General features: G+C 53.6%; 10 protein-coding genes. 9 read left to right on the top strand and 1 reads right to left on the bottom strand.

Going from position 1 to position 12,574, the window contains the following annotated elements:
- Positions 1–2: 2 nt before the first annotated feature.
- From BMY01_RS15955 to BMY01_RS15935, 5 genes are all read left to right on the top strand, one after another.
- Complete coding sequence (locus BMY01_RS15955; RefSeq protein WP_074749107.1) at positions 3–1,268, top strand: GTP-binding protein; 1,266 nt, start codon at positions 3–5, stop codon at positions 1,266–1,268.
- Between the two features lie 135 nt (positions 1,269–1,403).
- Positions 1,404–1,781, top strand: a complete 378-nt coding sequence (gene dksA, locus BMY01_RS15950) for an RNA polymerase-binding protein DksA (RefSeq protein WP_081353986.1) — start codon at positions 1,404–1,406, stop codon at positions 1,779–1,781.
- A 10-nt stretch (positions 1,782–1,791) separates the two neighbouring features.
- Positions 1,792–2,490 carry a DUF1826 domain-containing protein gene (locus BMY01_RS15945; RefSeq protein WP_081353985.1) on the top strand — a complete coding sequence of 233 codons (699 nt, stop codon included), beginning with the start codon at positions 1,792–1,794 and terminating at the stop codon, positions 2,488–2,490.
- A gap of 388 nt (positions 2,491–2,878) precedes the next feature.
- On the top strand, positions 2,879–5,593 hold the full coding sequence (locus BMY01_RS15940) for a 3-keto-alpha-glucoside-1,2-lyase-like domain-containing protein (protein ID WP_074749105.1): 2,715 nt from the start codon (positions 2,879–2,881) through the stop codon (positions 5,591–5,593).
- A 262-nt stretch (positions 5,594–5,855) separates the two neighbouring features.
- Positions 5,856–6,776 (top strand): DUF1259 domain-containing protein, encoded by a 921-nt coding sequence (locus BMY01_RS15935; protein ID WP_074749104.1) that lies wholly within the window; start codon positions 5,856–5,858, stop codon positions 6,774–6,776.
- A gap of 15 nt (positions 6,777–6,791) precedes the next feature.
- On the opposite strand, the gene BMY01_RS15930 is transcribed toward BMY01_RS15935, so the two are convergent.
- Positions 6,792–8,768, bottom strand: a complete 1,977-nt coding sequence (locus tag BMY01_RS15930; RefSeq protein WP_074749103.1) for a ParB/RepB/Spo0J family partition protein — start codon at positions 8,766–8,768, stop codon at positions 6,792–6,794.
- Positions 8,769–9,308: 540 nt separating this feature from the next.
- Here BMY01_RS15930 and BMY01_RS15920 point away from each other — a divergent pair.
- The 4 genes from BMY01_RS15920 to BMY01_RS15905 all read left to right on the top strand — a co-directional run bounded on the left by BMY01_RS15920 (position 9,309) and on the right by BMY01_RS15905 (position 12,294).
- Complete coding sequence (locus BMY01_RS15920) at positions 9,309–9,719, top strand: hypothetical protein (protein ID WP_254772792.1); 411 nt, start codon at positions 9,309–9,311, stop codon at positions 9,717–9,719.
- A 124-nt stretch (positions 9,720–9,843) separates the two neighbouring features.
- Positions 9,844–10,779 carry a pyridoxal-phosphate dependent enzyme gene (locus tag BMY01_RS15915; RefSeq protein WP_074749100.1) on the top strand — a complete coding sequence of 312 codons (936 nt, stop codon included), beginning with the start codon at positions 9,844–9,846 and terminating at the stop codon, positions 10,777–10,779.
- Positions 10,773–11,072, top strand: a complete 300-nt coding sequence (locus BMY01_RS17610) for a helix-turn-helix domain-containing protein (RefSeq protein ID WP_139176963.1) — start codon at positions 10,773–10,775, stop codon at positions 11,070–11,072. The genes BMY01_RS15915 and BMY01_RS17610 overlap by 7 nt, the downstream gene beginning before the upstream one ends.
- Positions 11,073–11,169: 97 nt before the next feature.
- Positions 11,170–12,294: an HAF repeat-containing PEP-CTERM protein gene (locus tag BMY01_RS15905; protein ID WP_074749099.1), complete on the top strand. Its 1,125-nt coding sequence runs from the start codon at positions 11,170–11,172 to the stop codon at positions 12,292–12,294.
- Positions 12,295–12,574: the final 280 nt, after the last annotated feature.

Here is a 12,574-nt window from a genome sequence, read left to right as displayed (position 1 = left end):
TCATGACGCTAACCGATCAACGCCTGCCGGTCACCGTGCTGTCCGGTTTTCTCGGAGCAGGTAAAACCACTTTGCTCAACCACATTCTGGCCAATCGCGAAGGATTGCGCGTGGCAGTAATCGTGAACGATATGAGCGAAATCAACATTGATGCATCACTTGTAGCTATAGGCACTCAGAATGCGGGTGCCGCTTTATCGCGCACTGAAGAAAAAATGGTGGAGATGAGCAACGGCTGTATCTGCTGTACCTTGCGCGAAGACCTCCTGACCGAGGTGCGCAAGCTTTGCGCCGAGCGCCACTTCGATTACCTGTTGATCGAGTCGACCGGGATCGGGGAACCCATGCCTGTTGCCGCCACGTTTGATTTTCGGGATGAAAATGGAAACTCACTCAATGATATCGCTCGCATTGATACCATGGTAACGGTCGTCGACGGGGAAAATCTGCTGAAAGATTTTACCAGCGAGGAGCTGCTCGCCCAGCGCGGGGAAGTGGCGGGCGAAGAGGACGATCGCTCGCTGGCCGGCCTGCTAACCGAGCAGATGGAATTTGCGGACGTAATTGTCATAAACAAGGTGGACAGGATGACGCCTGCACAACTCCACGAGGTGATCGGCGTGATCAAGGCATTGAATCCAACGGCGGAAATCATTCATGCCCACCGCGGAAACGTCCCCTTGAACAAGGTGCTCGGTACCGGTCGGTTTAACCTTGATCGTGCCAGCAGGATGGCTGGCTGGGTCAAGGAATTGGCGGGCGAGCACACTCCGGAAACGGAAGAATTCGGGATCAGCAGTTTCATTGTACGCTTGCCTGAACCGCTGCATCCGCAGCGCTTCGCCGCTTTCCTCGAAAAATCCTTGCCCGGAATCCTGAGAGCAAAGGGTTATGTCTGGCTGGCCAGCCGCCCGGACTGGGTAATCTCGTATTCGCGTTGTGGCAATACTGCTGCTGTGGAACCGGTGGGACGATGGTGGGCCGCCATACCAGAGGAACGATGGCCGGCGAAGGGCAGTGAAGAGCGCCACGCAATAGAACAATCCTGGCGCATGCCTTATGGGGACAGGATCAATGAAGTGGTTTTCATTGGTCGTTTTAAGGATCGCGCCCAGGACCTGAAAGCCATAGAGCAGGCATTTGCGGAATGTCAGCTTGAAGCTGCCGAAGTTCGCAAGGGTATCGATTACTGGCGCAAGATGCCGGACCAGTTTCCCCAATGGACACCGTTGGCTCTCGCTTCAGAAGGGGAACCAGAATACACATGAGTGCAGTCATTCCCCAGACATCTTTACCAATATGTCATCAGCCGGAGAAGTGACAAGCCACGCCAATCAACCGTGAAAACCGATCAGCTGTCTTCCTTAAAAAAATCACTTCTGGCCGCCCCGCCAGAGGAGTACATGTCTCTCCCGCAATTGGAATTCTTTCGTGCTCGCCTGGAGGATGAGCGGAAGCGACTGCTGGAGTGTGCGCGACGTACGCTGGAGCAGATGCAGGAGGTAGCCACAGAGCCCGATTTCAATGACCGCGCCAGCAGGGAGGAAAAATTTCTGCTGGAATTCCGGGTACGGGATCGGGAACGCAACTTGCTGAGAAAGATCGAGCAGGCGCTTCAACGCATCGAAGACGGGACTTATGGCTGGTGCCAGGAAACAGGCGATCCTATCGGTATTCCCCGCCTACTGGCAAGGCCAACTGCCAACCTGTGCATCGAAGCCCAGGAACGCCACGAGTTGCTTGAACGCACTCATGGTGCCGTAGCGTTAGAAGAACCGTGAGGGATATAGTATGGCCGCTCCAGTAACCAAGGCGCCTTCCCCCGATCTGACCCAAGATTGGGAACCCCAACCGTACGCATATATCACCTCTGAGCTTGAGGAGTTGATACGGATATTCCATCCCTTCACCCAGATCGTGATATGCCAGCGAGATGCCAACAACATTGTGGATCGCTACATACAACAGGGATTGGAAAATAACCTTTTCAGAAACGGATTTCTAACGGTTATCCGTTCTGATGAAGGTCTCGCACCGGATTTTCTGCCCCCGCTTTCCGGTCGAGAAGCAATGGTTGAGGATGTGCGCTTCATTGCGGAGCTTTACTCTGACCTCATGGGATGTAATGAAATTGCTCTGCGTCTGGAAGTGCTTGATAAAGCAATGTGTCCCCGCTTTCATGTCGATCGCACAGGTATTCGTCTGGTTTGCACCTATCATGGACAGGGAACGGAGTGGATCAATGACAAACGGATTGATCGTGATAAACCTGAGCTGAACTCCCCTGGTTTTGCTGACAGCGCCTCCAGTCTGCTTGATGAAAGAACCAGGGTCGAAGCGACAGCACCCTTCGACATTACCCTCCTCAAGGGATCTCTATGGCAGGGGAACTCTCAAGGAGGTGCGATCCATCGTTCTCCTGCCGTCGCCGCAGGTCAATCCCGTGTCCTTCTTGTAATGGATGCAGTCTGGGGTAGCAACCTCGGCTAATCTTATCCCTTTCCTCTTCCTCCTTCGGCAACACATTTTTAACCATCGGATCTTTATCTCAGTGCTATCGGTATCAGCGCCGTAGGCAAGATATCTCTCTGGTTACCCTCCCAGCCATTGTCATGCAACTCGTTTGGGGTACGTCCTTTCTTGACATACGCAGCTTATAAACTAAGGTTAAAAGAATAAACAAAATTCAAAGTCAGCAGTTATCCCATTCAGTCTAGTAAAGTAAAAGGCCCCCAAGGGCTGGGAATAAATTAACTTAACTTTGGTGTAACCCCAGAAGCAGATAATGTTTGGAAGTTCCGGCTTCTCAAGCAAGCTCGTTTATTTAATGCAGGATTGAATGTTTCCTGTAGTGGTTGAATGAATCAGGAGGATATATATGGCCCAGCCGCTGACTTCTGAATCGACCTCGTTCACCCTGGACAACATGGGGAGGTACCTCTGCAATACTTTGCAGGAAGCATTTGATAGCACCACACAAACCATTGCCGGCCGACAACGCGCGTTCGACGTAATCGTCGTCGGTGGGGGAACCTTCGGGGCTACCATCGCGGAACATCTTTTCGTAACCGATGCCGCAGGAGACGGCACACGCAGCCGCCGCATCCTCGTGCTGGAGGCTGGACCCTTCGTGCTACCCGAGCACATGCAGAATATGCCGTTTATGGGAGGCGCTCCGGACCTGCGGGTGCCCTGGGTAAATCACCCGGCGCTCAACTACAGCGGATTAATCTTCGCCATTGGAGGACGTTCACTGACCTGGGGCGGCTGGTCGCCTGAGTTGCTCGACTTGGAGTGGGCCGCCTGGCCACAAACCACACGCGATGACCTACGCACCCGATATTTCGAGCAGTCAAGTGACCAAATCGGGGTCACGGCGACGAATGACTTCATTTTCGGCCCGCTTCACACCGCGTTACGCAAGCAACTTCATGCCGGCCTTAAAACGCCCGGGAACGAAACCGGCTTTTCCTTCGCCGATCTGCCCGATCACCCCAGCGTACGTTATCACGATTCCACGCTTGGCCCCATCAACGTCGCACTGTTGCGCAAATGGCTGGATCTTCCTGTCGGGAACAGGGCATCAAAAGCAGAATTGCTTGAACTGCTCAAACTTGAAGCACCCCTCGCAGTCCAATCCAGGACTGAATCAGGATTATTTCCAACGAACAAATTTAGCGCTGTGCCCGGTCTCATTCGCGCCGCGCGGCTCGCAAACCGCGAGGCTGATGGTACAGGGACTATGGCGGACGCACGCAAGAGGCTCATGATCGTTCCGGACTGCCATGTACAGGAACTCATCACTGAGACCCAGGCGGACAATTGGGTGCGTGTCACGGGGGTACGCGTCTGGCAAAACGGGATGTCCGTGGATATTCCACTTGCACCCCCGCGAGAGGGTCGGCAAAGTACAGCCGTCATTGCGCTCGGCACAGTCGAAACGACACGTGTGGCACTCACCACATTCCAGCAGTCGCTTGCAGGCCGTGCCGCCCAGCGCATGGGCTCAAATCTCATCGCCCATTTGCGCTCGAACCTGACCATTCGTGTGCCAAGGAAGGCAATTGAAGCAAACCTGCCTCCCGAACCGTTCAACAGCCTCCAATGTTCCGCCCTATTCGTAAAAGGCAAGGCAGCTAACGGAAGTACATTCCACTTTCAGATCACAGCTTCAGGTTTAAACGAACTGGGTACCGACGCCGAGGCAGAGCTCTTCAAGAAAATTCCAACTCTTGAACATCTGGAGGGCATGCTTCGCGCCAACGATAAAACCGTTGTGATCACGATTCGCGGCATCGGCGAGATGAGGCCGCGCAACCCGGACAGCTTCGTGGATCTGTCCACGCTCGAGACCGAATTCGGGCGGCCAAAGGCGGTTGTCCATCTTGGAAACGCAAAAGCAGCACCGGAAGCCTTTCCAGGCAGTAACGAAACAAACATCGACCGGGCCACCTGGGATGAAATGGATGCCGTTTCCGACAAGATCGCGCTGATCTTTGCAGGAAATGAGCCATTCGAGATTCTCCCCACCCAATCGAGCGCCATTCCGGTACCGGCGGGAAGCAGAGCACAACGGCTCGCCTTACTGGGCGCATTCAGGAACCGCCGCGACGACTTGGGTACGACGCATCACGACACCGGTACGATGCGTATGGGCGACGATATCGCCGATTCCGTTACCAATGACTTCGGCCGCATCCACGATACCACCAACTGCTATATCGCCAGCCCCGCGCTCTTTCCAACGATGGGTTCCCCAAATCCGATGCTCACTGGCGTCGCACTGTGCCGTCGCACTGCCGAGCTGCTCAACAGCAGCGTGCTGCCCGGCTCGGAGGCGGTCATCAGTCCCCAGCCCGAAGCGGGTTTTCGCCCATTATTCGACGGTACGGATAAGACCTTCAAGGACTGGTACCTTGCCGGCCCGGGGGGTGGAGGCATGCTTCATTTGAACGGCGAGATGGTAAGTTACGGAGGTGGCGGACTGAGACTTTTTTATTATGCCAAGGAAGCCTTTAGCGATTTTACATTGCGCCTCCAGTTCCGCATCTTGGACACTGGAAACCATAACAGCGGTGTCTTCGTTCGCTTCCCGCGTCCGACACTTGAACTTGCCGATGCGCTCAAAACCCGTCTCTCGAACGAACCGTTCTTCGATGCAGGCAATGCGGCATGGAGGCCAGTCGTAGCGGGCTTTGAGGTTCAGATCGATGACAACGCGCGGGGCGACTCGGGTAAGGACTTCTACGGAATCAAGCCTGAACCGGAGGGCCTGTTCAAAAACCGGACGGGTGCCATATACAAGATTCAAGCCGGCGATCGCGTCTGGCACATGAACTTCAACGAGCCTGCCGTGCAGAATTACACCCCTGGGCCCGTGCTTGTTCCTGGTGTCTGGTTCGAATACGAGATCGAGGTACAGGGCAATCACTACACGGTTTTTCTAACCAATATCCAGACCGGCGTACGGCAGCAGACCACCTCATTTGACAATACCGATGGAGAGCGGGGTCGAGCCCCAGGTTTCATCGGGATACAGGTGTATCCGGGCAGTACGCTGGCCTGGAGGCATATACGTATCAAAACATCCTGAAAGCACCTGAAAGGCTCCAAGTGGCCTTGATTGAGCTTGATTGGGCAGAATCAACACGGGAGGAAATCACAACTGATTTCTTCCAGGAGATCGAGGACAGGATAATTCCTCAATCCGGTTTAAGCCGGTTTCCAGGAAAACCGAGGTGTCGAGTCACCCGGGTAAACTGCCCAGCCTTTTCCGATGGAGTCCGAGAGGAATAATTAACAGGGCATCTTTCAGGGGATTTCACAAGCCACCCATTCAAGGAGGAGGAATCACGATGTCTTATCCAAGTCTTCTTAGGCATTGTCTCATTGCTGCTTCATTGACGCTCGTCGCCGCAATCGCTCATGCCGCGGACACTCGAGCCACCCTGGATACAGCCGAGATCGAGCGCTTGACAGGGCTCAAAGGAACGTACTCCAAGGAGGAAAACGTTTTCAAAGTATCCAAACCCCGCACTGACGTAAAGATACAGGTAGATAAATGGCCAATGCCGCCTTTCATGGGCCTGGGCTCATGGGCTGCCTTTGCTCCTGCACAGGACGGCCAAGTTGTAATGATGGGCGATACCGTGCTGTTCGAGGACGAGGTCAATCCGGTCATAAGCGCGGCTTTCGAAGCGGGACTGGAAGTAACTGGCTTGCACAATCATTTTTTCTTTGATGAACCCAAGGTGTATTTCATGCACATCGGTGGCAGGGGAAGCGCTGCCGAACTTTCGGCCGGGGTAAAGAAGATTTATGACAAAGTCGCTGAAATTCGCGCGGCCCAGCCTGTACCCTCTTCGCGGTTTCCCAAGACAATCGCGCAGGAGAACAAGATTTCCCCTCAACCTCTGGAACAAATCCTGGGCATGAAAGGAACTTTGAAAGACGGCATGTTTAAAGTTGTCATCGGTCGTCCCGCCACCATTCATGGGGTATCAGTGGGAAAAGAAATGGGTATAAACACATGGGCGGCGTTTGCGGGCAGCGATAGCGAGGCAGTCGTGGATGGGGATTTTGTCATGCTTGCCGATGAAATGCAGACTGTCTTGAGAACAATGCGAGAAGGCGACATAAATATTGTGGCCATCCATCAACACATGACGCATGACCAGCCACATCACTTATTCATGCACTACTGGGGCAAAGGCAATGCAGCCGATCTGGCAAAAACCATCAGGAAAGCCCTGGATGCACAGGCACGTCACAAATAACCGGCAAAAGGCAATCTACGCGTCACTTTGTTTGCCCGTGCGGGTTTTAGTTACTTTGAAATGATCCGGCAACCACTTTATGCCGGACAGTACCTGCTCTGCTTGCCGCACCAAGTCGCCTTTCTTGAGCCCATTCAGGCTCCGTGCATGTTGGGGCGAAACCGCTTGCGCCACAATCTTAAGGAGCCGGTCTTTGCTGACGTGGGACAAATAGCTCTCCCCCGTCGCTTCCCACCAGTCGGCCATGTCCAGATTCAAGGCAGTCATGAGCGCAGTTACTTCCTGCGACGGTGTGCTTTCTTGCTCCGACACCGTATTGACCGAAACCGCCGTGCAGAAAGCCAGCAGATCCAGTAGGTCTTGCTGCGACTGCTCCAGTAGCCACTCGAATAGAGTCTTGCCGCTCCGCGCTGCCGCATCGATACGCTTCTGCCATTGCCGGCGCTTTTTTGCAAGTGCGGTCGCTGCCTTGCTCTGTTCGATACCCTCCGCGTCCGGCTTGAGATGGGTTTCCTCGATGCTGATCTGCAGGATAGGATTTGACGCGGAGCCATTTGGGAAAATCTGTACCGCCATCCGGTGCACGAGGGCGGCGAGCGCAACTTCCGGCCGATCCGTCATGGCCGCCTGCACGGCGGCCGTGCGATGCACGGTCAGCATGCGAGTCAGCTTTTCCGAATGGACCGGTTTCTCGCCACCGGCTCCTTCGATCCCTGCCGCTTCCCGCTCCCCTGACCCTCCTGGTTCCTTTGGTTCCCTCGATTCCCTTGGTTCTTTTGATTCCTTTGATTCCTTCGGCTGCTTCCTCATGTCCTCCTTGCGGATGAGACCCCGCTCGATACGGAGCTTGCCTTCGTGGTCGACGGTGGCAATAGCCCCTGCAATTGCAAGATCATCCGGATAAATTTCTTCCAACGAGTCGGTAAGCTTCGTCAGTGCATCCCGAATGCGCCCCGCTTTTTTCTTTTTCTCTGTCGCCTCGTAGAGTTCCCCTGTTCTGCCCCCCTCCTCATCGGAAGCATCGTATCCGGCTTCGATGGCTTCCAGTTCCGCTTCCAGCGCATCCATCCTGGCCTGCTCCTCTGCAGTCGGGTCACGCCTGACTATCCGCATCTGCGAGAATTCGGCCCTGTCGGAATAGTCGAAGGTGGTGCGAACCTGCACCCACGCATATCCTTTCTCCTTGAGCGGCTCCACCGCCTGATTGAGTTTTTCCAGGGCAAGCGATTCGAGCAATTCAGCATCCTGCATATAACCGTCGTCTTCCTCCCCGAAAAGATCACGACGTATCACGCCTCCTGCGGCCTCGTATTCCTCTACTCCGACGAATCTGGCAAGCGGGCTCGTCCGTATGTTGATCTCAGTTTCGGTGATAAGCCGCCGAAAGGTTGCGCCGTTGCGCTGGTACTCCGGCGTGTTATGCCAGAGCCGCTCCTGCAATTCGTGGTCATCGGTGAGCGCCAATGCCGTTATCTGCTCGAAGCTCATCTTGTCTTCGGCATACAGCGCGAAAATCCTGGGGGAGACCTTGGTCAGTTTCAGGTAACGCCTGACAGTCAGCGGAGAGACGCCAAAGCGGGGGGCAATCTCATCCAGCGCAAATCCCGCATCTATCAGGCCGCGGTAGGCCATGACGAGATCGGCAGGATGCATGTGCTCCCGCCCACTGTTCTCGGACAGGCTTATTTCCAGCGCCTCTTTGGGCTCGACCACGCGGCAATCCACCTCATGGTCTTTCGACAGCCGTCCATCGGCTACCAGCAGGTTCAAGGCGGCCAGCCTGCGGCCCCCGGCAATCACTTCATACTTGCCGCTTTTCCTGCCCTTTTTCTGCTGCACGGTAACGACCAGGTTATGGATCAATCCCTGTGAAGCGATCAGAGCGGCCAATTCTTCGATACCGGTTCCCTGTTTCTTGCGAACGTTCAGGGGCGAGATGACGAGTTTTTTTATTGGAATGCGGATAAGAGCGGTTTCGATGGTTTCCATCATGGTTCTCCTAGGAATGCTTAAATAAAACGGAAAAGAAAAGCCGGTGGTATCAGTGTTATCAAGCACCGGCATCGGCTTTGATGATCTTCGGCAAAAGGAATGCCGTCACGCCGTGATCCGCTTCCGTGATAATCCAGAACGTATTATCTCCGAATCCTCCCCGGTTCCTGAAACGGTTTTATCTATCCATCCGACAGGCAGAGAGGATGGGGGTCCTGCCTTATGGCGTCTTTTTTGGCTTCCGGCTCCCCTCCGGCACCCGGCAATTCGTTATCTATTCAAAAATGCTGAACCACTGCTCGCTCACACCTTGTCTTCGTTAAAGCTCGAGCAGCAAAAGTTAGCAGGGATACCCTTTTTTGGCTATTCCAGGGTACTGCAGTTAGGAGTTAAGGTCCGTAATATATAAACAAAACATTATGATCACAATCAAAACACTTGAATCTTATTTATAGTAATACTGAGTACAATATTCCAGTTGTCATGAGCCCATCGGATCAATGGCTTTCACTTCACCCATTTCACTGGAGTCTGCCTATCATGCAAAAAGAAATAAGGACGTTTGTAGCGGCGATATCAACGCTGGGCCTACTAGCGGGATGCTCGGAGACCGGTACAATCGAAGCAAAGAAGGACGACACCAATGTGCCCGCACAAAATATCAGGCCTTTTGTCGACCACGGCGTCCTCGCAAGGCAGTATGAAAACCGAGCCAGGAAACTGCTGGAAATAGCAGCGAAACGCGAGAAACGGTTCCAGTATTACGAGGGCAAGAACTTCCTCCAGGGGAGACACCGGCAGGGTTCACAAGCGCAAGCCATCGCCCTAGTGCAAAAATACAAGCTGGCATGCAAGCTCGTGGTAGAGAAAGCGGCCGAATTTGCTTTTCACCACCGGCCGATGCCGCAACTTGCGAAACGTGATTATATTGCTTCGACGGCGTCGCATTGATTTAGAGTGTGGCCCGGAAGCTCAGCGGTGAACCTGGCTGGAACTGGATGAAACAATACGGCTTGATTCTTGTGGCACTGGCCGCAGATTAGCTGTTCGCATCTTATTTGGAGATCTCTTTTGAATGCCGCTACATATTGAAACACCCTTAATTAAATCCCATTTGATCAGCCAGAAAGTAGGTCAATCTATTTGGCTGAAAATGGAGTCCGCCCAACCATCTGGCTCTTTCAAAGCCCGAGGAATCGGCTATGCGTGCGAAGAATATTTAAAACGAGGAGCAAAACGTTTCATTGCCTCATCGGGCGGTAATGCGGGGCTAGCAGTTGCTTTTGCTGGACGCCGCCTTTCGGTACCTGTAATCATCGTGGTACCTGAGGCAGCTTCAAAGCGGGCGGTGAACTTGATGCGCTTAGAGAATGCGGAAGTTATAGTCCATGGGAAGTCTTTGGACGAAGCGCACCGATTTGCGCTGTCACTCATCCAATCTACCGATGCATATATACATCCTTTCGATGACCCTCTGGTTTGGAGAGGTCATGCCAGCCTAATTGATGAAATATTCCGAGCTGGTCTAAAGCCTGACGCAATCGTTCTGTCAGTCGGCGGTGGCGGCCTTCTTTGCGGTGTTATAGAAGGGTTGAGGCGAAATGGAGGGGCTGGTGTGCCCGTCATCGCGGTTGAGACTGAAGGTGCCGACTCCTATGGGAAATCGTTAAACGCGGGATTCCTTGTCGAGCTTGCATACATATCGAGTATTGCGACGACGTTAGGAGCGCGCATTGTTTGTGAACAAGCATTGGCGTATTCCAAAGATCACCGTATCGAAAGCGTTGTGTTGTCGGATAAGTTGGCCGTTTCTGCTTCTTTGCAGTTTTTGCAAGATCATGGAATTGTCGTTGAGCCTGCTTGCGGCGTTGCGCTCGCTGCAGTGTACGAAAAAGCTGCAGCGTTATCAGGGTATAAAACGGTATTAGTTATCGTATGCGGCGGCGTTGGTTCTACCGCTGATGACTTAGTCGAGTTGGCACGTGTGGAATATGACGTAGCAAAATGTTAAATATTCAGTGTGCCTCATTCCCAAGGAGGACAAGGAAGAAAACGTTTGGTCTCTACCCGCCATTAGTCAAAGATCCGCGGCGAGCTCAGTTTGAGCGATCCCTGATTAAGGAGCGGCAGCGGGAAGGAATAGCCCTGGCAAGGGCCAAAGGAGTCTACAAGGGCAGAAAGCCGGCCCTCGACGCGGAGAAGATTGCCAAGCTGAGAGAGCAGACTGCAGCCGGAGCTAACCGGACAAAGCTGGCGAAGGAGTTTGGGATAAGCCGGGAAACCCTTTATCAATACATCCGATAGGAAGAAAGATTGCTCGATCGAGAGAAGTTCCTTTGACAGCATGAACTCCATTACCTACATTAATGGATTGCCAAATCTAGCCTTGCCGGAGAATACCATGACACTACTCAGCCATTCCTTCAAAGTTCATCATCTTATCCTGGCCGCAGCCTTAACTACCGGCCTTAGTTTTGTCAATCACGCAAACGCCCAAACCCACACAGCCTTCCTTGTTGACCTTAACAGCAGGACGGCAGTTGACCTTGGCACTTTGGGCGGATGGTGGAGCCTGGCCAATGGCATCAACGATGCCGGACAGGTAGTAGGATACTCTCTCACGGCTGATAGGAATACCCATGCCTTCATCACCGGTCCTGATGGGGTGGGGATGAGAGACCTGGGCACTTTGGGCGGGGGTTGGAGCGAGGCCAGAGGTATCAACGATGCCGGACAGGTAGCGGGATACTCTTACACGGCTGATGGTAATTCCCATGCCTTCATCACCGGTCCTGATGGGGTGGGGATGAGAGACCTGGGCACTTTGGGTGGGAGCGGGAGCTATGCCTTCGGCATCAACGATGCGGGACAGGTAGCGGGATACTCTCTTACGGCTGATGGTAATTCCCATCCCTTTATCACCGGCCCTGATGGGATGGGGATGAGAGACCTGGGCAGTTTGAGCGGGGACCGGAGGGCCTACGACATCAATAATGCCGGACAGGTGGTGGGAAGCTCCTTCATCACCGGCCCTGATGGGATGGGAATGAGAGGCCTGGGCAGTTTGGGCGGGAGCGGCGGGAGCGTTGCTTTCGGCATCAACGATGCCGGGCAGGTGGTGGGAGGTTCTTCCACGTCTGAAGGCTTTAGCCATGCCTTCATCACTGGTCCTGATGGAGTGGGGATGAAAGACCTGGGCACGCTGGGTGGGCGGTACAGCTACAGCGTTGCTTCCGGCATCAATGATGCCGGGCAGGTGGTGGGAGACTCTTACACGGCTGATGGTAATCTCCATGTCTTCATCACCGGTCCTGATGGGGTGGGAATGAGAGATCTCAATTCATTGGTTGATCTCCCCCCAGGGGTGACTCTAGTCCGGGGAATAGATATCAATAACAGTGGCCAAGTGATTGCTAATGCTACTATTATTCCTGAACCTGAAGCCTATGCCTTGCTGCTTGCAGGTTTGGGATTGGTCGGGTTTATGGCGAGACGAAAGAAGATGGAGAATTTAAAACGTTATTGAGCTCTCGTCTCTTGTTCTGCAATATTGCCCTTTTGGGCGGGTCGATAAGTAGCATAAAGGCTCCCTTTTGCTACATCTTTACATCCTGCCCTTTCACTTTTTTCAATACTTCCTCTTTCAACGAGATCGCTTTCAATATACTCGAGTCGTCGCGCAGTAGCGCACATACTTTAGGTTGTGGAATGCCATCCCGGGACGCAATCCGCTACTTGGGCAGTCCACAGCACATCTTCCAGTCTTTCCAAAGGCACAAGGGCAAGCGATTAATAGACCTGCCAGT

Origin of the sequence: Nitrosospira multiformis (assembly GCF_900110185.1) — a bacterium.
GTDB lineage: Bacteria > Pseudomonadota > Gammaproteobacteria > Burkholderiales > Nitrosomonadaceae > Nitrosospira > Nitrosospira multiformis_A.
The sequence above is the reverse complement of the archived record's forward strand: the minus strand, read 5'-3'. Positions and strand labels throughout refer to the sequence as shown.

Bases quoted from the DNA above. Each gene is read 5' to 3' on its own strand.
- BMY01_RS15955 (WP_074749107.1), top strand. From the start codon at position 3: ATGACGCTAACCGATCAACGCCTGCCGGTCACCGTGCTGTCCGGTTTT.
- dksA (WP_081353986.1), top strand. From the start codon at position 1,404: ATGTCTCTCCCGCAATTGGAATTCTTTCGTGCTCGCCTGGAGGATGAG.
- BMY01_RS15945 (WP_081353985.1), top strand. From the start codon at position 1,792: ATGGCCGCTCCAGTAACCAAGGCGCCTTCCCCCGATCTGACCCAAGAT.
- BMY01_RS15940 (WP_074749105.1), top strand. From the start codon at position 2,879: ATGGCCCAGCCGCTGACTTCTGAATCGACCTCGTTCACCCTGGACAAC.
- BMY01_RS15935 (WP_074749104.1), top strand. From the start codon at position 5,856: ATGTCTTATCCAAGTCTTCTTAGGCATTGTCTCATTGCTGCTTCATTG.
- BMY01_RS15930 (WP_074749103.1), bottom strand. From the start codon at position 8,768: ATGATGGAAACCATCGAAACCGCTCTTATCCGCATTCCAATAAAAAAA.
- BMY01_RS15920 (WP_254772792.1), top strand. From the start codon at position 9,309: ATGCAAAAAGAAATAAGGACGTTTGTAGCGGCGATATCAACGCTGGGC.
- BMY01_RS15915 (WP_074749100.1), top strand. From the start codon at position 9,844: ATGCCGCTACATATTGAAACACCCTTAATTAAATCCCATTTGATCAGC.
- BMY01_RS17610 (WP_139176963.1), top strand. From the start codon at position 10,773: ATGTTAAATATTCAGTGTGCCTCATTCCCAAGGAGGACAAGGAAGAAA.
- BMY01_RS15905 (WP_074749099.1), top strand. From the start codon at position 11,170: ATGACACTACTCAGCCATTCCTTCAAAGTTCATCATCTTATCCTGGCC.